The organism is Mesorhizobium sp. BR1-1-16 (assembly GCF_020165495.1).
Taxonomy (GTDB): domain Bacteria; phylum Pseudomonadota; class Alphaproteobacteria; order Rhizobiales; family Kaistiaceae; genus Kaistia.
In genome coordinates this window covers 258,866-279,762 of the sequence record NZ_JAIUIE010000002.1, presented here as the reverse complement: position 1 = coordinate 279,762, position 20,897 = coordinate 258,866, and the positions used below count along the sequence as shown (strand labels likewise).

Here is a 20,897-nt window from a genome sequence, read left to right as displayed (position 1 = left end):
GGCCGAAACATGGGCACGGGCGATTCTGTCGCCTCATCCGCCCCGACACGGGACGGACAGCCGAGGATTCGGCGACGGCGGCTCACGATTGCGGGGCTCGCCGTCGCGACTGTCTGCTATTTCGCGGCGGCTGGCTTGGGCGGCGCGCTGCATGATATCCGCACCAGCCTTCCCGCCGTCCCGGAGCCGACCGCAGTGCCGACATCGGCCATCGTAGTCGATCGCGCAGGCCAGTTGCTGCGGCCCTATACGATCGCTGACGGGCGCTGGCGGCTTCCGGTGACACTTGGTGATGTCGACCCGATGTTTGTCACCATGCTGGAGGGCTATGAGGATCGGCGTTTCGCTGAGCATCACGGCATCGATTGGCCGGCGATCGGGCGTGCCGGGCTGCAACTCGTGCGTCACGGCCACATCGTCTCGGGCGGCTCGACATTGACCATGCAGGTGGCGCGCCTAATCGACGGCATGTCGACGCGCGGCGCCGCAGGCAAGCTGCGCCAGATGGTGTTTGCGCGCACGATCGAGAACCGGCTCGACAAGAGCGCGATCCTCTCGCTCTATCTCGAGCTTGCTCCCTATGGCGGCAATCTCGAAGGCATCCGGGCGGCCTCGCTCGCCTATTTCGGCAAGGAGCCGAAGCGGCTGACGATCGCCGAGGCAGCGCTGCTCGTGGCACTGCCGCAAGCGCCCGAGGCCCGGCGACCGGATCGCGACCCGAAGGCGGCCAAGGCAGCGCGCGACCGGGTTCTCGACAGGCTCGTCAGCGCCGGTATCATCGACGCGGAGACGGCGGCCTCGGCCAAGACGGAGCGCATCGCGACCGCGCGCAAGACCTTCCCGATGCTCGCCGCCCATCTCGGCGATGCGGCTCGCAGGAGCAATCCCAACCAGCCGGTGATCCGGCTGACGCTGGACGCACGACTGCAGGCAAAGCTCGAACAACTCGCCGCCGATCGCGCGGCGAAGGCCGGAACCAAGGCGTCGGTTGCCATCCTGGTCGCCGATCATGTGACAGGCGACATCCTCGCCTCGGTTGGTTCCGCCGGCTTCATGGATGGTGACCGCAACGGCTTCGTCGACATGACGCGTGCGATCCGCTCGCCCGGCTCGACCCTGAAACCGCTGATCTATGGCCTGGCCTTCGAGCAGGGCCTTGCGCATCCGCAAAGCCTGATCGAGGACCGACCAAGCGCTTTTGGCGGTTATGCCCCCGTCAATTTCGATGGCTTCTATCGCGGTACCGTCACAGTCCATGACGCCCTGACGCAGTCACTCAACATCCCCGCCGTCACGGTGCTCGATGCTGTCGGGCCGGCGCGGCTCGTGGCGCGACTGAAGCGGGCAGCGGCGAACCCGAAGCTGCCGGATCTCTCGGCGCCGGGCCTTGCCATAGGGCTTGGCGGCGTCGGCATTTCGCTTGAAGACCTCGTCAGCGTCTATGCGGCGCTGGCTCGTGGCGGCCGGCCGGTCGCGCTGCATGATGGTTCCGGACCGCCCGAGAAGATCGAGGAGGGCGCGCCAGTCCTGGAGCCGCTCGCCGCCTGGTACGTCTCTGACATCCTCGCCGACGTTCCGCCGCCGACGATCGGCGCGCGCGGGCGCATCGCCTACAAGACCGGCACCTCCTATGGCTATCGCGACGCCTGGTCGATCGGCTTCGACGGCCGCACCGTCATCGGCGTCTGGGTCGGCCGTGCGGACGGCGCGCCGGTGCCAGGCCTGTCCGGCATCGGCACGGCGGCGCCGATCCTCTTCGAGAGTTTCGACCGTGTTGGTGGCGACCGTGCTCCGCTCCGCCCTGCCCCGGCCGGCGCTCTGATCGCGTCGAATGGCGACCTCCCCGCCCCGCTCCGGCATTTCCGGACGCCCGACATGGTGGCCGGCAAGGCGCCTGACCGGCCGGAGATCGCTTTCCCGCCTGATGGCGTCCAGGTCGATCTCGGCATCCGCGCCGGCGACCCCGGCCCGCTCGTCATCAAGATCCGCAACGGCAAGCCGCCCTTCACCTGGTTCGCGAACGGCAACCCGATTGCGCAAACGCCATTTGCCCGCTCCGAAAGCTGGGAGCCGGACGGCCCCGGATTCGTTACCTTGTCGGTCGTCGATTCGGCCGGCCGGTCCGATCGGGTGACGGTCTTCGTCGAATAGGCGTATTCAAAAATCGTGACGATCCTCAAGCGACACTGGCGGCAACATGTCCGCTTCTACTGGGCTGTCGGTGCAGGGCTCATCGCCTATGCCGTGCTGAGCCAGTTCATGCAGCGTCTGGCGCTGATCGGCGCCGGCGATGTCTTCTTCATCGTCTATCTCGGCGCGATGCTGTGGATGGCCTCGCATTCGACCATCGCCAAGCTGCGCGACCGCGCCCGCAACGAGGACGAAGGCGTCGCCCTGATCGTCGGCCTGACGGCGCTCGCCATCGGCTTTTCATTCACTTCGATGTTTTCGCTGCTCGGCAAGGATGCCAACCCGACGACGATTCATCTCCTCGTCGCGATCGCCAGCATTCCGCTCGGCTGGGCGGTGCTGCACATGCTGTTCGCGTATCATTACGCCCGGCTCTACTATGCGCCGACGACGACCTCGGATGGCGACAATGCCGATGCCGGCGGGCTGAACTTCCTCGATACCGAGGAACCCGGCATCATCGAGTTCATCTATTTCTCGTTCACCATCGGCGCGACGGCGCAGACGGCCGACGTCGATCTCAAATCGACCGATTTCAGGCGCGTGGTGCTCTTCCATGCCATAGCGTCATTCGTCTTCAACACCGTGCTCCTGGCGCTTGCCGTCAATGTGGGGGCAAGCCTGATCCAGTAGCTGTGCCGGAGTCGGGCGCCTTCTGCTTTTCCTCGAGACCAAACCGGCTGAGGATCCAGCGCTCGATCGGCTTCGCGACGATGAGAATGATGAAGACGAAGCCGAGCGCGACCAGCACCAGCGGCCAGCGCGCGAGACCGCAGGAAATGCCCAGCGCTGCAGCCATCCAGACCGTCGCCGCTGTCGTAACGCCATGCACGATCTCCTCATGGCGGCCATGGCGCAGGATCGCGCCGGCACCGATGAAGCCGATGCCGGCCAGCACACCCTGAATGGCGCCTTGAAGCACGCGGCTCTCGGCATCGGCGTGGCCGCCGAAATCGGGATGAGTGGCGGCCGCCATGGTCACCAGGGCGGCGCCGAGCGCGACCAGCGCCAGCGTTCGCATGCCGGCCGTCTTGGCCTTGGTGTCGCGGTTGATGCCGATCAACAGGCCGCAAAGGCTGGCGAGGCCAAGCCGGATGATGGCGTCGATGAGGTCGGTCGAGGTCAAGAGATCGTTGTTTCCCTGTTGCGCGCACGATTGTGCCGCCAAAGCGATCGCAAGGCCATGGCAAGCCCGCCAGCCAGCGCGAACGGCGATTTCACTCGCGCCTGATCCAGTCTAGCTTTCACCGCCAACAAGAAGCCACGGGAGGAAGACGACATGAGTGAACCGGTGATCCTGGTCGATCCGTTGCCGCGGACGCTCGATCTCATCATGGAGCCGGATGTCAGGGCGCGGCTGGAGCGGCTCGGGCGCCTCGTCATCTCGGAAGACAAGCCGATGGATGACGCAACGATCGAGGCATTGCTGCCTGAAACGGTGCTGATCTTCGGGCAGACCGACATGCCGCGCGAGCGGATTGATCGCGCACCCAAGCTCAAGGCCATCATCAATGTCGAGAGCAACTTCCTGCCGAATGTCGACTACGCGGCCTGCCAGCAGCGCGGCATCGCCGTCATCACGCCGGGATCGGCCTTCGCCTCGCCAGTGGCCGAGGCGGCGCTTGGCCTCGCGCTCGATCTTGCGCGGGGCATCACTGCGGCGGATCGCGCCTTCCGCGCCGGCACCGAGGAATATGGTCTCGCGGCCAATCGCGACACCTTCCGCTTTGCTGGGGCGCCGGTCGGCCTGATCGGCTTCGGCGATCTTGGACGCACGCTGCGCGACCTGATCCGGCCGTTCCGAAATCCGGTCAAGGTCTATGACCCCTGGCTGCCGGCCGAGATCATCGAGCGCAGCGATTGCATCGCGGCGAGCCTCGACGAGGTGCTCTCGACGTCGAAGGTGATCTTCGTCTTCGCCAGCGTCACCAGCGAGAATCAGCATTTCATCGGCGCTGCGGAATTCGCGCGCATGCAGAAGGGCACGGCCTTTCTGCTGATGAGCCGCGCGGCGGTCGTCGATTTCCCGGCCATGCTGGAGGCGGTCAGGAGCGGCCATATAACCGCCGCCGTCGATGTATTCCCGGAAGAACCGGTCGCAGCCGACGACCCGGTGCGGCAGATCGAGGGCATGATCCTCTCGGCGCATCGCACCGGCGGCACTGTCGATGCCCTCTTTGCGATCGGCCGCATGGCGGTTGCCGATGCCGAGCTGATCCTGAGAGGACTGCCGCCCCAGCTTTGCCGACGCGCCGATCCGGCCATCGCCAGCCGGCTCCGCTCGAAGCCGGTGAGCGTCACTTGAAAGATGCCGCACCGGACCCGCGAGGATCCGGTGCGGCACAGGTTCCGTCCGGGGGAGGAGGACCGGACGGTCTGTTCAACAATCGCTAGCCGCCACGCAGCCAGACGAGCATTTCGCCCGGATCGCGGTTGTCCCAAGCGTAGTAGGGCACAGCCTTGATCGGAACAGGCTCGCTCTTCGGCGGGGCCGTGCGATAGAGCGTGCCGTTCCATCCCTCGGGGCTGTCATCCGCGGCCTCGGCCGTCAGCGTCACGACGCCGCCGAGCAGGTCCGGCTCGAAGTTGGCATTGAACGACGCATCGCCTGGCACCTTGATCCGGTTCAGCGCCACGCTGTTGTCGATGCCTTCGAGGCAATAGACGAGCGGGCCGCGCTTCAGCGTGATGCGGCCGACATCCTGGCGAACTTCCGGATGGGCATAGAGCCGCTCGACCGCCAGCTCGAGATTAAGCGAAACGGTGTCGCCGGCCTTCCATTCGCGGTCGATGCGCGCATAGCCATCGACGGTCGCGGCCGACAGATCGATCGCCTCGCCGTTGACGGAAAGGCTCGCCTTGCGGCACCAGCCGGGGATGCGCAAGGAAAGGGCGAAGCGGGTCGGCTTATCGACATCAACCGTGATGCCGACGGCGCCATCCCACGGATAGCGCGACTGCTGCTTCAGCCGCACCTCGGTGCCGCCGATATCGAGGCGTGCATCGGCATCGCCATAAAGATGGACGGCGATCTCGCCATCGGCGACGCCATACATATAGGTGCCGATCGAAGCGACCATGCGGCCGACATTCGGCGGGCAGCACGGGCAGCGATGCCATTTCCAGCGATTGTGATGGCCGCGGCTTTCGAGCGGGTTCTCGTAGAAGAACAGCGAGCCGTCGAGCGAGAGGCCGGAGATCGATCCGTTATAGAGCGCCAGTTCCATCACGTCGGCATAGCGGATGTTCGGCCCCATGCCGAGCATGCGATTGGCCCAGAAGGCGAGCGCCACGGCCGCGCAGGTCTCGGCATAGGCGCTCTCGTTCGGCAGGTCGTAATCGCTGGTGAAGCCCTCATTGTCGGCCGACGGCCCGAGGCCGCCAGTGACGTAGAGGCTCTTGGAGTTGAGATCATCCCAGAGCCGGTCGAGCGCGACGCGCAGCGTGTCATCGCCGAACTCAGTCGCGACATCCGCCATGCCGGAATAGAGGTACATCGCGCGGACCGCGTGGCCGACGACCTTGTCCTGCTCGCGCACCGGCTTGTGCGACTGGTTGTAGTCATAGGTCTTGAAGTGGAAGGCCTTGGGATCGGCGCCACGGGCGCGCGCTTCCTCGTCGAAATAGTGAGGCTGCTGGCCGCGCTGGTCGATGAAATACTTGGCCAGCTTCATGTAGCGGTCGTTGCCGGTGACGCGAGCGAGCTTGACCAGCGCCAGCTCGATCTCCTCATGGCCGCAATAGCCCTTCTTCTTGTCGGGCTCCGGACCGAACATCGTGTCGATGTGATCGGCATAGCGACACATGACGTCAAGCAGCTTGCGCTTGCCGGTCGCCTGGTAATAGGCAACCGCGCCCTCGATGAGATGGCCGGCGCAATAAAGCTCGTGGCAATCGCGGAGGTTTGTCCAGCGGAGGCCGGGCTGCATGCGCTGGTACCAGCTCGACAGATAGCCGTCCGGCTGCTGCAGCTTCTCATACATGTCGATCACGGCGTCGATCTTGGCCTCAAGCGCCGGATTCTTCTTGCGATAGAGCGAATAGGCCGCCGTCTCGATCGTCTTGCCGAGATCGGAATCCCAGAACATCTGCGTCGTCACCGTCGATGCGGTGAAGCCGTCGCTGACATGGAAGGGAATGCGCAGCGCCGGGACCGGCCGGTCCGGATCGATCTGGTCGAGCATGCCGGCTTCGACGCAGCGCTTATAGAGGATATCGGCCGTCTTGTCGGCAACCGCATCGACGCGGCTGCCCCAAAAGCCGTGCACGTCGACCTGCGGCACGGACGGGGGACGGAAGCGCGCGCGCGGCACTTCACGATCAGGGGCGGGCTGGGCACTCATGAGGTTCTCCTTGGATATCAAAATGGATGCGCCGCTATTTCACGGCGCCGGCCGTCAGGCCGCGGATGTAGAAGCGCTGCAACAACAGGAAGAGGATCAGGCATGGGATCATCATCACGGTGACACCGGCCTGCACGGCTCCCCAGTTGACGGCGCCGAAACGGCCGGATTGCACGGCGGTCATCATGATCGGCAGGGTGAATTTCTCCTGGTCGGTCATCAGCACCAGCGCGGCAATGAACTCGTTCCAGGTATTCAGGAAGGCAAAGAGCGCGACCGTCACAATGCCCGGCCAGACGAGCGGCAGCATGATCCTGGTCAGCAGCGCCATGCTGCGTGCGCCGTCGATACGGGCCGCTTCCTCGATCTCCTTCGGCACCGCATCGAAGGCGTTCCGCATCATGAAGATCGAGAACGGCAGTTGCAGCGTGACATAGACGAGGACCAGCCCCGACAGCGTGTTCTGCAGCTTGAACGTCGCCAGAAGCAGGAAGATCGGCGTCAGGATCGACTGGAACGGAATCATGATCGTCGAGAGGATCATGACGAAGAACAGGTTCTTCAGCGGAAAGCGGAAGCGCGAGAAGCCATAGCCGGCGAGCAGGCTGATCACCGCGGTGAGCACGACGCTCGAGACGGAGACGAAGATGCTGTTCTGCGCCGAATGCCAGAGACCGCCGCCATAGCTGTCGAGAGAGACATAGTTGTCGACCGACACCCCGGTGGTCGGCCATGGCGGCAGCGGCGGCTGACGGGCTTCCGAAGGCAATTTCAGCGAGGACAGCACCGTCCAGAAGATCGGGGCGATGAAGATCGCGGAGAGGAACAGCCCAACCGAGTGTTCGCCGATGAAGCGGCCAAGCGAACGGTCGGGCGCGGTGGTGGTCGTGGCGGCCATCAGGTGCCCTCCGGATTACGCAGCAGCCGCAGCTGGACGAGGCTGATCACCACCAGGATCACCAGCAGAACGATGGAGAGCGCGGCGCCGTAGCCGAGCTTGAAGGAGACGAAGGACTGCGTGAAAATCCAGTAGACCGCCGTGATCGTCGAGTTGCGGGGGCCGCCGCGCAGCATGATGTAGAACTGGTCGAAGGCGAGGATCGAGCCGGAAACCGAGAGGATCAGTGCCAGTGCGAGCGTGCGGCGCATCAAGGGCAGCGTGATGCTGGTGAAGCGCTGCCAGCCGCTCGCGCCGTCGATCTTGGCCGCCTCCATGAGGTCGCCTGGAATCGACTGCAAGCCGGTCATCAGGATGATCATGGTGAAACCGGAAGCCTTCCAGACGACCATGACGATGATCGACCAGAAGGCCGGATCGAAGGTCGCGAGCAGGTTGAACTTCTTCTCGGTCAGGCCGAGGCGGAAGGCGGCAGGGCTGAAGAGACCGGCATCGACATTGAGCAGCCAGGCCCAGAGAAGGCTTGCCGAAGCGAAGCCGACGACGACCGGCATGAAGAAGGCGGTGCGATAGAGCCCGTTCAGCGGCCGCGGCTTCTCGACGAAGAGGGCCAGCGGAAAGGCGACGGCAAAGATCGCGATGGTGACGATCACCGTATAGTAGAGCGTGAACTTAAGCGCGTTCCAGAAGCGCGTGTCCTTGGTGATCGCGACGTAGTTATCGAGCCCGATGAAGGTGTGGCCACCCATCAGCGGCCAGTTGTGCAGCGACATCCACGCCGTCATCACCAGCGGTACGACGAAAAAAACGAAGACGAGCGCGATCGCAGGCGCAATATAGAGCAGGCCGATCCACTGGCTGCGGTCGATGCGGGGCCGCGCATGACGGCCAAGGGCGGCAGCGCCAGCCTGCGCGCCGGCATCCTTGTCGGATTTGGCCGAGATCGAGGACATGTCGGTCTCCGTGGAGCGTTGGCGACGAGATGGGAACGGGCACGAAGCGCCCGTTCCTCTTCTCCTTGAGGCCGAAGCCGGCGACAGCGTTTACTTGGCGGCGTCGATGATGCCCTGCATGGTGTCCTGCGCATTGGTGATCGCGCCATCAACGTCGTCACCGAAGAACACTTCGCTGATCATCTGAGCCCAGGGGCCGTTTGCCGAATTGATGATGTCGTTGAACACCACGGAATAAGGCGTCTGGCCCTTTGCCATCGCTTCGGAGGCGATCGTGTAGCGCGGGTCGAGGCCCTTCAGCGCCTCAGCGGCGATGTCACCGCGCACCGGCAGGCTGCCACGGCTCGCCAGCAGGGTCTGGCCCTCGAGCGAATAGGCATAGTCGAGGAATTCCTGCAGCACCTTGGTCTTGCTCGTGCCCTTGGTGAACACGAAGTTGTCGCCGCCGGCGAAGGATGACCAGCCGCCATCCTTGCCCGGCAGGAAGGTCACGCCGTAGTCGATGTCCTTGTACTGCGTGTTAAGCGCGCCGATGGCGAAGGCGCCCGACGGGGCGATGCCGATATTGCCGCCAGCAAAGGCTGCGAAGAAGTTCGCACCCGTATCGGTCTGCGCGCCATCCGGCACGAGACCCTTCTTGACCATCGAGCGATAGAAGTCGATTGCCTCGCGCAGCTTCGGATCGTTGAGCGTCGCCTTTGAGCCGTCTTCCGACAGGATCCCGCCGCCCGACGCCCAGACGAGCGGGGTGAAGGTGAAGATATTGCAGCCGCCGCAGGCGCCGGAGAAATAGAAGCCGCGGATGTCGCCGCCGAGCGCGTTGACCTTCTCGGCGTCAGCCTCGATTTCGGCCCAGTTGGTCGGTCCCTTCTCGGGATCGAGCCCGGCCTGCTTGAACAGCTTCTTGTTCCAGATCAGCACCGAACTGTCGGCCGAGAACGGCAGACCGTAAATGTGGTCCTTATAGGTACCCGTCTTCACATGGGCCGGCGAAAGTTCCTTGAAATAGGGCAGCGACTTCGCCCAGTCGGTCATGTCCTCGAGCTGTCCGGCCGCAGCGAAGGCTGGCGTGTAGATCAGGTCGAGCGCGAGGCCGTCAGGCGCCGTGCCACCCGCGACCGAGGTCGCGTATTTCTGCACCAGTTCGCCGGTCGGGATGATGTCGAGCTTGATCTGGTTTTCGTGGCTCTTGTTGAAGGCCTCGACGATCTGCGGCATGAAATTCGAGCCGTCAGAGCGGACCCAGATATTGGCCGTCTCGGCGGCGCCAGCGAGCGCCGTCATGGACAGAAGTGCCGCGGTCGCGGCCACCAGGCTGGTAAAGCGTCTCATTCCCGTTCCTCCCTCTAGGATAGCCGCCCGCGGCTCCTCCGGCGGGCTGGCGCAGAATCTTGAATTAGCCGTCTGGTGGACGGCCGCATGACTGCCGCACCACGAGACGGCACGGCAGTTTTCGTATGCCCGGCTCGACGGGCTTGCCGTCGACCAGCGAAAGCAGCGTCATCCCGGCCTCGCGGCCGAGAGAGACGAGGTTCATGTCGACCGTGGTGAGCGGCGGCCGCGATTGCGTGGCGACGATCTCCCAATTGTCGAAACCGACCACCCCGACTGCGCCCGGCACGTCGATGCCGCGCTCGCGCAGGCCGTCGATCACGCCGCGCGCGATCTGGTCATTGCCGCAGAAGATGGCATCGGGCTTCTCGCCCTGGGGGGCGAACAGGATATCGGCCGCCTCCCGGCCCCAGCTCTCGGTCCAGCTTCCCATCATCACGGCTGGCGCCGCGAGACCTGCCTCGGCCAGCACGGCGCGATAGGCGGCGGCGCGCTGGTGAACGACGGCGAAGCGCGCCGGGCCGGTCACATGCACGATGCGGCGCCGGCCGAGCCGCACGAGATGCTCGACAGCGAGCCGCGCGCCGCCCTCGTCATCGGATACGAAAGCGATGGCATCCGCATCGGGTTCGGTGAAGGCGTAGATGACGGGGACGCCGAGTTTCGAGAGGTCGATCGGCAGCCGTCGGTCGAGACGTTTCCCCGTCGCGATGATGCCGTCCACCCGCTTCTCGAGCATGGCGTCGACATGCAACTGGCCGAGCCGCGGATCGTCCTCGACATTGCACAGGAAGACGGAGACACCATTGTCGACCAGCGCTTCCGAGATGCCGGCCATCACCGGCAGCGAGAAGCGACCATAGGTGTCGTTAGTCAGCATGCCGACCGTGAAGCTGCGGCGGCGCAGCAGGCTCTGCGCGAGACCATTGGGGCGAAAGCCCAGCCTGCGGGCCGCCTCCTGGATTCGAGTACGCGTTTCGGCCGTCATGCGGCCCTGATCGTTCAGCGCCTTCGAGGCGGTCGCGACACTGACGCCCGCATCCTCCGCGACGTCGCGCAAGGTCACCGGCCGCCTGCGCGGCGCGACGACATCGCGTTCCATCCCATCCGACATGCGGCGCTCCCTAGAGGCGTTGAGAAAACCTTTTCTCTTGACGCCCTTAAAAAGGGCAGTCGCCAATTGGCCACCGCCCGAAGGGCCTGAGAAACCCTTTTCTCAGCGCACGCTATTAGCAGTTTGAGGATGAATCAAGGGGCAGCAGCGGCTGAATCACACGGTGCACGGAATTCGCTGCCGGGACCGTTCCAGGCGGAACCGAAGCGGTGCTATATGCAGGAAACCCGGCCCAGAATCTTTCAATCACGGAATCCAGCCATGCTCGGCGTCTGTTACTACCCGGAACATTGGCCCGAAAGCTGGTGGGCGCGCGACGCGGCCGAAATGGCTGCGCTCGGCATCCGCTATGTGCGGATCGGCGAGTTCGCGTGGAGCCGGATCGAGCCGGAGTCGGACCGCTTCGAATGGGCGTGGCTCGATCGTGCGATCGCGACGCTCGGCGCCGCCGGGCTCAACGTGGTGCTCGGCACGCCGACGGCCACGCCGCCGAAATGGCTGATCGATCTCTATCCCGAGATTTTGCCCCATGCCGAGGACGGCGCCGTGCGCGGCTTCGGATCGCGCCGCCACTACACGTTTTCCAGCGCCGTCTGGTACCGCGAGAGCGCGCGCATCGTCACTGCGATGGCCGAGCGTTATGGCGAGAACCCGCATGTCGCCGGCTGGCAAACCGACAATGAATATGGCTGCCACGACACCGTTCTTTCGTGGGGACCGGAGGACCTGACGGCGTTCAAGGGATGGCTGCGCCGCCGCTATCAGACGCCTGAAGCGCTGAACGAAGCCTGGGGCAACGTCTTCTGGTCGATGGAACTCGCGAGCTTCGACGAGGTCACACTGCCGGTGCGCACTGTCACGGAACCGGCGCCGGCGGCACGCCTCGACTATTGGCGCTTCGCCTCCGAGCAGGTGGTCCGCTACAACGAGATGCAGGTCGGCATCCTGCGGCGATTATCGCCCGGCCGCTTCGTCACCCATAACTATATGGGTTTCTTCCATGATTTCGATCATCACGCGGTCAGCGAATCGCTCGACTTCGCGGCGTGGGACTCCTATCCCCTCGGCTTCCTCGAGAAATTCCCCTTCTCGGAGGCGGAGCGCACGCGCTTCACGCGGACCTCGCATCCCGACGTGCCGACATTCCATCACGATCTCTATCGCGGCATGGCGGGCAACCGCTTCTGGGTCATGGAGCAGCAGCCGGGTCCGGTGAACTGGGCGCCGTGGAACGCCGTACCGGCGCCGGGCATGGTCCGGCTCTGGGCCTGGGAGGCGTTTGCGCATGGCGCCGAGGTTGTGAGCTATTTCCGCTGGCGCCAGGCCCCGTTCGGGCAGGAACAGATGCATGCCGGGCTCAACCGCCCGGATCGCGTCCGCTCGCCCGGCGGCGAAGAAGCGGCAAAGGTCGGCGCTGAATTGAAGACCTTCGGTCCGATGCCGGAGAACCGGACCTCGCCCGTCGCACTGATCTTCGACTATGAGGCGTCGTGGATCACGCGCATTCAGCCGCAGGGCCGTGATTATCTCCATGAGGAAATCTGCTTCCGCTGGTACGAGGCTGTGCGGCGGCTTGGCCTCGATGTCGACATCGTCAGGCCGGGCGCCGATCTCAAAGGCTACAAACTCGTGCTGCTGCCGAGCCTGCCGCATGTCGGCGAAGCGATGCTGGAAACGCTGACGACGACCCACGCGGTGATCCTCATCGGCCCGCGTGCCGGCTCCAAGACCCGCAACTTCACCTTCCCCGACAATCTCGCGCCGGGACCGCTCGCTTCTCTGGTTCCGGCCAAAGTGGTCGAAGTCGCCTCGATGCGGCCAGCGCTCCATGCCGTCTCCGGCGAGGTCGGCGGTCATGCTTCGCGCTGGCGCGAATGGCTGCAGACAGACCTGCCGGCGCTTGCCAGCTTCGAGGACGGCGGCGCCGCCGTCGTCGCCAATGACCGCGCGATCTACTGCACCACCTGGCCGGAAGCAGACCTTCTCGGCGAGATCCTGACCAAGTTCGCGCTGCCGAAGGCCGGCCTTGCGTCACTCGACATTCCGGACACGATCCGCATCCGCCGTCGCGGCGACCTCACCTTCGCCTTCAACTATGGCAGCGAGCCCTGGACGGTTCCGGATGCTGCCACGAAGCGCTTCAAGCTCGGCGGCGCCAGCATCGCTCCGCAGGATCTTGCCTGCTGGGAGGATTGAACGCCTGTTTCGGCCCGTAGCGGGACTACTGGCGGCCGTTCGGACGGCCGCCACGCGCGGCGTCAGCAGGCGGATGCTCGACCTGTCATGTCCGTCCCGGACCGAATCTTGACAGCCGGATAACCCACTAGTAACTGATTGGTTACAAGTGGCCCCGGGAGGAGAAGGGGCCGTCAGACGGGGGTTCTCATGACCAGCATCCAGCTTCCGACCAGCGCCGGCACCACCGAGCGCTACATGATCCGGAATGCGCCCCTGCCACCGCCCAGAAAGGGCGCGGCACCTGCATTTTCGCGGGTCGCTTATGCCGCCGCACATGTCGTGGTCGATCCCTTCGCCGACAACAATCCGACCCTCGACGTCGCCTTCGATTGGGAACGGACGCTCGCATTCCGGCATCATCTCTGGGATCTCGGCTTCGGCGTCGCCGAAGCGATGGACACGGCGCAGCGCGGCATGGGCCTTTCATGGGCGCAGGCTCTGGAGCTCTCGCAGCGCGCGATTGCCGAGGCGAAGAGCCGCCCGGGCGCCGTCATCGCCTGCGGCGCCGGCACCGATCATCTCGAACCCGGCCCCGATGTCACGATCGACCAGGTCATCGCCGCCTATGAGATGCAAGTCGAGGCGATCCAGTCCGCCGGTGGGCGGATCATCCTGATGGCGAGCCGGGCGCTCGCCCGGGCGGCCGAGGGCCCCGACGACTATATCCGCGTCTATGACCGGATCCTCTCGGCGGTGAAGGAACCGGTCGTCATCCACTGGCTCGGCGAGATGTTCGATCCGGCGCTTGCCGGCTATTGGGGCAGCGCCGACCATATGACGGCGATGGAAACGGCGCTGTCCATCATCAACAGCCATGCCGACAAGGTCGACGGCGTGAAGATCTCGCTGCTCTCGGCGGACAAGGAAATCGCCATGCGGCGGCGGCTGGCCCCCGGCGTCAAGATGTATACGGGCGACGATTTCAACTATGCCGAACTTATCGCCGGTGACAGCGAGGGCTATTCGCACGCGCTGCTGGGCATTTTCGATGCGATTGCGCCGGCCGCCTCGCTGGCGCTTGAAAAACTCGCGGCCAATGACACGGCCGGCTTCCACGACATCCTCGCGCCGACCGTGCCGCTGTCGCGGCACATCTTCAAGGCGCCGACGCGCTTCTACAAGACCGGCGTCGTCTTCCTCGCCTGGCTGAATGGCCACCAGGAGCATTTCCTGATGGCCGGCGGGCAGCAGAGCGCCCGCTCTCTGGTCCACTTCGCCGAGCTCTTCCGCCTCGCGGACGCCGCTCGCTGCCTCGCCGACCCGGATCAGGCGGCCGGCCGCATGGCCAGCCTCCTCAAAGTCGGCGGGCTCGATCAGTAGGTCGCGCGGCCACCCGAGAGGTCGAACACCGAAGCGGTGGTGAAGCTGTTCTCCCGGCTGACCAGCCAGGCGACCATGTTGGCGGCTTCATTGACCTCGAGGAAGCGACCACGCGGAATGCGCGAGAGCATGTAGTCGATGAATTCCGGCTTCAATTCGTCGAGAATGCGCGTCTTCGCCGTTGCCGGTGTGATGGCGTTGACGGCGATATCGTATTTCGCGACCTCCTTGCCGAGCGCCTTGGTCATGCCGATGACACCCGCCTTCGCGGCTGCATAGGCCGAGGCGTTGGGATTGCCTTCCTTGCCGGCGATCGAGGCGATGTTGACGATGCGGCCGTAATTGCGCGCCTTCATGCCGGGGATAACAGCACGATTGACGTAGAAGGCGCCATTCAGGTCGATATCGATGACGCGGCGCCACTCGTCGAGGTCATACTCCTCCAGCGGGGCGTTCTTGCCGGCAATGCCAGCCGAATGGACGAGGATGTCGATGGGGCCGACTTTCGCCTCGGTGTCGACGACCGCCGCGGCGACCGCGTCATAATCGGCGATATTGACGGTGAAGGCCTGTGCGGGCTGGCCAAGGCGGCCGACGGCTGCGGCGAGCAAATCCGCATTCATGTCCCAAAGGGCCACCTTGGCGCCGGATGCGACGAGGCGCTCGGCTATCGCATAGCCGATGCCCTGCGCGCCGCCTGTGACGACGGCCGTCTGGCCGACGAGATCGATCTGATTCATTTTGTTGTTTTGCCTCCCGGAAATCCATTCACGCCATGCGCGGCGAACGGGAGCGACGACAGAAGCCGAATCCCGGCACGCCGCCGATGTCGGACCATCTTAGCGAGGTTTCGGCGCCGCTGAACAGCATGTCGCACGGAGCGTCGGAGCTGCGGCCCCATCACTCCAGATGAAAGACCTGATCGAGCACGACCACGGTCGGCGTGCCATCCGGATTGTAATCCATGATGTCGTCCATGAAAGCCCACCAACGCTTGTTGGCGTCCGTCTTCGGCAGGTCGGCCATGGTGTGATCTTCGGAGCGAATGAGCGTTGCGAACAGGCAATCGGTCTCGGGATCATGCCAGATCGAATAATCGGAGATCCCGGCTGCTCGCAGCGCATCGACCAGTTCGGGCCAGATCTCGTCGTGGCGCTTCTTGTAGTCCGCGATCCTGCCGGGATGCACCTTCATGCGGAAGGCGATGCGTTCACTCATGCTGTTTCTTCCCCTCGTTCGTCTTGACTGTGATTGGCGTTGCGTGCCCATAAAGCCGCCCAAATCGGCCGATCGTCGCCGCATCCACCCGCTCGTTCGAATGTGACGGCGATGGTTGCGGAGCGTGTCGGAATCTGCGACGCCAATTCGTCCTTTGGCAACGCCCCACGATCAACGGATGCATCATGACCGTCGACAGCCCGGCCGTCGCGACCGAGACGACTGCCCTTCTTCCCCATGAACGGGCCGCCCGCGACCGTCTGGTCATCGGGCTGCTTCTCGTCTCGGCCTTCGTAGTGATCCTCAACGAGACCATCATGGGCGTGGCATTGCCGCGCATGATGAGCAGCCTTTCCATCACCGCCAGCACGGCGCAGTGGCTGACGACAGCCTTCATGCTGACCATGGCGGTGGTGATCCCCATCACGGGGCTCCTGCTGCAGCGGCTCAACACGCGGCCGGTGTTCATCCTGGCCATGTCGCTGTTCTCGGCCGGAACGCTGATCTCCGCGCTGGCGCCGGGCTTTGGCGTGCTCGTCGTCGGCCGCATCGTGCAGGCCTCCGGCACGGCGATCATGATGCCGCTCCTGATGACCACGGTCATGAACCTCGTGCCGCCCGAGACGCGCGGCCGCACGATGGGCAATATCTCGATCGTCATCTCCGTCGCGCCGGCGATCGGGCCCACGATTTCTGGCTTGATCCTTTCGGTGCTCGACTGGCGCTGGCTGTTCATCCTCGTCCTGCCGATCGCGCTCGCAGCGCTGGCGCTCGGCGCGAAGCGGATCGTCAATGTGACGACACCGTCGACGGCGCGCATCGACGCGTTCTCGGTGCTCCTCTCCGCGGTCGGCTTTGGCGGGCTCGTCTACGGGCTCAGCCAGTTCGGCGAAAGCGCGCTGCACCCGACCGCGGTGTCGCCGGTGATCCCGCTCGTTATCGGGCTCGTCGTCATCGGCCTGTTCGTCTGGCGCCAGCTCGTTCTGCAGCGTCAGAATCGCGCCTTGCTCGATCTGCGCACGCTGGCCAATCCGACCTTCACGATCGCCACCGTGATGATGGCGATCCTGATGATGGCGATGTTCGGCGCCTTCATCCTGCTCCCGATCTACCTGCAGAACGTGCTCGGATTGTCGACGCTGCAGACTGGCCTTCTCTTGCTGCCAGGCGGGCTGATCATGGGGCTCTGTGCGCCGACCGTCGGCAGCCTTTTCGATCGCCACGGCCCGTCGCGGCTGGTCATTCCCGGCGCCTTCCTGGTTGCCGCATCGCTGTGGGGGCTGACGCTGGTCGAGCCGCATACACCGTTCTGGCTGCTGCTGATCGCCCATCTGGTGCTCAGTGTCGGGTTGGCCCTGATGTTCACGCCGCTCTTCACCGTCAGCCTCGGCGCGCTGTCCCCCAATCTTTATTCGCATGGCAGCGCGATGATCGGCGCGACGCAGCAGGTCGCGGGCGCCGCCGGCACGGCGCTGTTCGTCGCGGTGATGACGCTGCAGACGGCAAAGCAGGCGGCGGCCGGTGCCGATCCGGCGGCGGCGCTGACGTCGGGGATTGCTGCGGCCTTCCTCTGCGGGGCGATTATCTCGCTCGGCGCCGTGGTGGCCGCGTTCTTCGTCCGTCGGCCAACGGATGCGCCAAGCAGTCACGGCCCTGCGCATTGAAGCCGGCCGGAAGCACGACGGAGGTTTCGCCGGCTCCGGGCGATCCTGCACGGAGCCGCTTGAGGGCCGGCGCCGTCAGTTGAGGGCGATGAGCCGATCCCTGGGCACTTCGATGGGCCTCGCGGTCGGCGCCCGAAGCGGCGCGCAGCCGATCATCAAGGTGTCGTTCGACGTTCTGACCACAGAGGTCACAATCATTTCGGGACCGCCCGTCCTCAGACTGACAATGTCCCCGACCTTCAACTCGTCCGCCATTCCCCACCCCGAGAAGGTTCCTGCCCCCTCACTTGAAATAGGACAGGTTCGAACAGATGGCGACAACCATTTTCCGACAAAACGCCTGATAGTCGAGGAATTCACCGTCAAATTGCGCTCGACAAGGTGCGCAACCCCGCCCAAGGCTCGCTCAGGCTGAATCGGACCGCCTCGGGCCCTCCGATCGGCGCATTCTGGCAGACGCCGCGCCGCCCCGCAGCAAGATTGCCGCGCTCGCCTCACTACCGCTTGACATAGAGGACGCCCTCGCCGGCAAAGCCATCCGGTACTGCAAGCGGCAGCGTCGCGAGCGCATCGAGGTTGCTGTGGCGCAGATAGCGGCCGAAGATTCCGCGATTGCTACGCCCTTGCAGATGACGGCCTTCGGTGCGCTCAAGCCAACCGCTTGCCGTCGCGCCGACGAACAGCGGATAGCTCGCCCGGCTGACGATCGGCTCACTCTTGAGGAAAGGTTCACCGACGGCAGCCCTGGAATGGAGCTTGCGGTGAACGGCATCGTCATAGTCCCACCACACGGACAGGCGGACTTCGCCCGCACCAGCGTCCGCCCACAGAACCACCGACTGGCGATCGCCAATCGACGTGAACATGTGCCCGGGCGCGATATCGCCGGGTTCGAGCGAAAGCTGTCCTGATGCGAGCGCGCGGTTGAGGCCATGGATGAGCAGGTTTCGGAAAGGCGTCACGACGGCAACGAATGACCAGTCTCTCAGACGAATGGAGCGAGGGCCGTGACCGGCAGAGGTCCGTTGTAGGGACAGAGCTCTCGGCAGATAGCCGCCTCGCTTCCTGACTGTCGTCGAAGCCAGCCGCGATGGCCACGAGCCCATCCGTCGAGATGGCATCCATAATAAGCCGCAGCCGTATCAGTCGATCGGATGAGCCCTACGCCGATCGGCGACTACCCCCAAACACGCGGACGACGCCACACTCATGCCTGGAACGCGCCGGTCGCAGGGGCTGCAGCGGGCTGCTCCGGCGGACCTCCGCGGCAACCGATCCTATCATCCAGCGCCCGGCAGCCAACGCGGCGCTACGCGTCCGGCATCGGCCTTCACAGCTGGATTATCGAGGTCCGCATCCGCCGTTCGGCAGTTTTCGTACATCTTTCGAATAACGGCCATGTCAATCGGATCATATCGTAATCAATATACATAGTCGATTGACGATATTGCCGCACCGTCAATTCAAGATAGGTTTAATCAGAGCGACATGCGATCTATATTTATCGTTCAACGAGACAGCCTCACCGCTCATGAATATATATTTACAACCAACTCCTGATCTACCGGTATTGGGTTCGCCCTTCCGAGAGCGCCGAGGACCACAGCGGTGAATGCGAGCCTCGATCTGGACCGGCCAATGTCGGCACCCTCGGGCTCAAAGATAAACCTCATGGAACATCGCCCCACCCTCGTCCTCGTCGACCTCAATGTGCTTAGCCGAGATTGCATCGGCCGCGCGCTGAGCTCGTTTGGCGGGCTTGAACTCGTCGGCAGCTTCGGAACCGTCGCTGAATGGCTCTACGCACCGCCGGTCCGATCCAACCTCGCTGTCATCGTGCAGCGGGGCGAGCGGCCAACGGCCAGTGAACTGCAGCGCGATATCGACCGGATTCGCAGCGCCGATATCGGCGCGCCGATCATCCTCATCTCGGATGACGAGGATCCCAACACCATCCTTCGATCGCTCGACTTTGGCGTCAGCGGTTATATTCCGAGCAGCGTCGGTCTCGACGTGGCCTTCGAAGCGATGCGCCTGGTGGTGGCGGGCGGCGTCTTCGTCCCCGCCAACAGCCTTCTCGCCTACCGACAATCGGTGCTGAGGGAAGCCAAGCCGCCAACGCCGCAGAAATCACCCTTCACGGCGCGGCAGGACGCTGTCGTTCAATTGCTGCGACTCGGCAAGAGCAACAAGGCCATCGCTGCCGAACTGAACATGCGCGAGAGCACCGTGAAGGTTCACATTCGCAATGTCATGAAGATCATGCGCGCCAAGAACCGCACGGAGATCGCCGTCCGCACCAAATATCTCGACAGTGCCGACGACGACGGCAAATAGCGCCGGCGCCGCAGAGAGAAGGATCCGCGCGCCCGGCGTCATTCCATTTGCCGACTTCGACGTGGGTTTGGGTGAGATCATTCCCCGCTGCGTAGTGGCGACCGAGCTCGCAGATAGCGGCACAAAAGCGTTCGGCCGGCGAGACCTGCCAGGAGGCCGCCGGCCGAAACTGAAACTGAAGCCAAGAAAAAACGCCGCGCCCTCCGGGTCGCGGCGTTCTTGTGTTCACCCTCCAGCGGTCAGCTTGGCGCGATGACATGGTCGCGTGCGAGCCGCGACAGCACGGCATCATCGAGCGTCCGTGCCAGTTCCTTGTGACGATACCGCGCCGCCTCGGCGTAGGTATGCGTCCAGGCCTCGGATGGTCCGAAGGTCATGAAGACCGCCATGCGATCGGACATCTTCCCCGAGGCGGCTCGCAGGATCGAACGCGACTTGGTGAATGCCTTCTGGACGTCGAAGCCCAGGCGCGGCCCGAGCGCCACAAGGGTCTTTCGCAGCAGCTTGTCAGTCACGGTCGGCATCTGCCCGACATGGTCGATGCGGACGTCGAATATGATGGCATCGCCCGGCCGGACGGAGGTTCCCTCGACTGGCAGACCGCTGCCGTCCGTTCGCATATGCGATCCCGGCTTGACCTTGAGAGTGGAGCGCGAGGTGCTTTCCTGCTCCTGCAGGTAGAACGCCATCTTGTAGACCCGGAAGGCGTCGTCTGAGAAAATCCCGCTGTCTTTGAACGCTGGATGATGGACGATGTCCTTGTGCCAGGTCGATGTCGTGTTGATCATCACATCGCACTCGAATGTCAGTTCGACATCGAGCGGATGCGCGATCTCCTTGAGAACGCGCAGCACACTCTCGGAGGTCAGGATTTCGGCAAGGCCAGGGACGACATGCATCGCCTGGACCTGAAGTTTGCCACCATAGTTATACCATCCCGATGACTTCAGATGGCCTTGCGTCATCGCACGGAGGCTGCGGACCTGCTCCGGCGTCAGGATATTCCTGACGATCGCGAAGCCGTTTTCCTTCAGATCTTGCTGGAGCCTTGTGGGCATCTCAACCCGCCGGTCCAGTATGCTTGCCTGATTCATGACGCCTTTTCCTTCCCCCGATATGCGACGCCGCATTCGAAATGACACTCAACCCGCATCGGCCCTCGGTCAAACCGCACTTTCGGCTTATCGCTCAACTGAAAGTAGAATGGGGCTTAGTTGGCGGGATCGTCTGGACGGAATTTCCGCACGATTTGCCTATGCCCGGTACCCGTAAGGTCAAGTAGGGACCAGC

General features: G+C 64.1%; 18 protein-coding genes. 7 read left to right on the top strand and 11 right to left on the bottom strand.

Features of this window, described 5'->3' with window-relative positions:
* The first annotated feature begins 9 nt into the window (after window positions 1-9).
* Window positions 10-2,151, top strand: coding sequence for a penicillin-binding protein 1C (gene pbpC / locus LB518_RS07175; RefSeq protein WP_502845798.1), 2,142 nt, complete (start codon window positions 10-12; stop codon window positions 2,149-2,151).
* 15 nt (window positions 2,152-2,166) lie between these two features.
* Window positions 2,167-2,823 (top strand): DUF1345 domain-containing protein, encoded by a 657-nt coding sequence (locus LB518_RS07170; protein ID WP_224574950.1) that lies wholly within the window; start codon window positions 2,167-2,169, stop codon window positions 2,821-2,823.
* Here the strand turns inward: LB518_RS07170 and LB518_RS07165 are convergent.
* On the bottom strand, window positions 2,795-3,316 hold the full coding sequence (locus tag LB518_RS07165; RefSeq protein ID WP_224574947.1) for an MgtC/SapB family protein: 522 nt from the start codon (window positions 3,314-3,316) through the stop codon (window positions 2,795-2,797). The two genes, LB518_RS07170 and LB518_RS07165, sit on opposite strands and share 29 nt — an antisense overlap.
* 153 nt (window positions 3,317-3,469) lie before the next feature.
* Between LB518_RS07165 and LB518_RS07160 the strand changes: the two genes are divergently transcribed.
* Window positions 3,470-4,495 (top strand): hydroxyacid dehydrogenase, encoded by a 1,026-nt coding sequence (locus LB518_RS07160; RefSeq protein ID WP_224574946.1) that lies wholly within the window; start codon window positions 3,470-3,472, stop codon window positions 4,493-4,495.
* Window positions 4,496-4,580: 85 nt separating this feature from the next.
* On the opposite strand, the gene LB518_RS07155 is transcribed toward LB518_RS07160, so the two are convergent.
* From LB518_RS07155 to LB518_RS07135, 5 genes are all read right to left on the bottom strand, one after another.
* Entirely contained in the window at window positions 4,581-6,533 is a 1,953-nt protein-coding gene (locus tag LB518_RS07155; RefSeq protein ID WP_224574945.1) for a glycoside hydrolase family 127 protein, read from the bottom strand.
* 34 nt (window positions 6,534-6,567) lie between these two features.
* Entirely contained in the window at window positions 6,568-7,431 is an 864-nt protein-coding gene (locus tag LB518_RS07150) for a carbohydrate ABC transporter permease (protein WP_224574943.1), read from the bottom strand.
* Window positions 7,431-8,384 carry a carbohydrate ABC transporter permease gene (locus tag LB518_RS07145; RefSeq protein WP_224574941.1) on the bottom strand — a complete coding sequence of 318 codons (954 nt, stop codon included), beginning with the start codon at window positions 8,382-8,384 and terminating at the stop codon, window positions 7,431-7,433. The genes LB518_RS07150 and LB518_RS07145 overlap by 1 nt, the downstream gene beginning before the upstream one ends.
* Before the next feature lie 90 nt (window positions 8,385-8,474).
* Window positions 8,475-9,668: an ABC transporter substrate-binding protein gene (locus tag LB518_RS07140; RefSeq protein WP_502845806.1), complete on the bottom strand. Its 1,194-nt coding sequence runs from the start codon at window positions 9,666-9,668 to the stop codon at window positions 8,475-8,477.
* 112 nt (window positions 9,669-9,780) lie between these two features.
* Window positions 9,781-10,830 carry a LacI family DNA-binding transcriptional regulator gene (locus tag LB518_RS07135; RefSeq protein WP_224574937.1) on the bottom strand — a complete coding sequence of 350 codons (1,050 nt, stop codon included), beginning with the start codon at window positions 10,828-10,830 and terminating at the stop codon, window positions 9,781-9,783.
* A gap of 261 nt (window positions 10,831-11,091) precedes the next feature.
* Here LB518_RS07135 and LB518_RS07130 point away from each other — a divergent pair, with 261 nt between their 5' ends.
* Entirely contained in the window at window positions 11,092-13,026 is a 1,935-nt protein-coding gene (locus LB518_RS07130; protein ID WP_224574935.1) for a beta-galactosidase, read from the top strand.
* A 189-nt stretch (window positions 13,027-13,215) separates the two neighbouring features.
* A complete protein-coding gene (locus LB518_RS07125) occupies window positions 13,216-14,388 on the top strand; it encodes a dihydrodipicolinate synthase family protein (protein ID WP_224574930.1) in 1,173 nt (390 codons plus the stop codon).
* Here LB518_RS07125 and LB518_RS07120 read toward each other — a convergent pair.
* Together LB518_RS07120 and rhaM are read right to left on the bottom strand one after the other, a co-directional pair.
* Window positions 14,382-15,128 (bottom strand): SDR family NAD(P)-dependent oxidoreductase, encoded by a 747-nt coding sequence (locus LB518_RS07120; RefSeq protein WP_224574928.1) that lies wholly within the window; start codon window positions 15,126-15,128, stop codon window positions 14,382-14,384. The genes LB518_RS07125 and LB518_RS07120 overlap by 7 nt on opposite strands.
* A gap of 160 nt (window positions 15,129-15,288) precedes the next feature.
* Window positions 15,289-15,606, bottom strand: a complete 318-nt coding sequence (gene rhaM / locus LB518_RS07115; RefSeq protein ID WP_224574926.1) for an L-rhamnose mutarotase — start codon at window positions 15,604-15,606, stop codon at window positions 15,289-15,291.
* A gap of 185 nt (window positions 15,607-15,791) precedes the next feature.
* On the opposite strand from rhaM, the gene LB518_RS07110 reads away from it, so the two are divergent.
* Entirely contained in the window at window positions 15,792-17,270 is a 1,479-nt protein-coding gene (locus LB518_RS07110; protein WP_224574917.1) for a DHA2 family efflux MFS transporter permease subunit, read from the top strand.
* 75 nt (window positions 17,271-17,345) lie between these two features.
* Here the strand turns inward: LB518_RS07110 and LB518_RS24890 are convergent, their stop codons facing one another.
* A complete protein-coding gene (locus LB518_RS24890) occupies window positions 17,346-17,525 on the bottom strand; it encodes a DUF2158 domain-containing protein (protein WP_502845797.1) in 180 nt (59 codons plus the stop codon).
* A 242-nt stretch (window positions 17,526-17,767) separates the two neighbouring features.
* The gene (locus LB518_RS07105) at window positions 17,768-18,232 is read right to left on the bottom strand and encodes a hypothetical protein (RefSeq protein WP_224574905.1); all 465 of its coding nucleotides are present in this window, start codon (window positions 18,230-18,232) and stop codon (window positions 17,768-17,770) included.
* Window positions 18,233-18,941: 709 nt separating this feature from the next.
* Here LB518_RS07105 and LB518_RS07100 point away from each other — a divergent pair.
* On the top strand, window positions 18,942-19,607 hold the full coding sequence (locus tag LB518_RS07100) for a response regulator transcription factor (protein ID WP_224574902.1): 666 nt from the start codon (window positions 18,942-18,944) through the stop codon (window positions 19,605-19,607).
* Between the two features lie 239 nt (window positions 19,608-19,846).
* Here LB518_RS07100 and LB518_RS07095 read toward each other — a convergent pair whose 3' ends face one another.
* Window positions 19,847-20,665: a phytanoyl-CoA dioxygenase family protein gene (locus LB518_RS07095; RefSeq protein WP_224574900.1), complete on the bottom strand. Its 819-nt coding sequence runs from the start codon at window positions 20,663-20,665 to the stop codon at window positions 19,847-19,849.
* Window positions 20,666-20,897 lie beyond the last annotated feature (232 nt).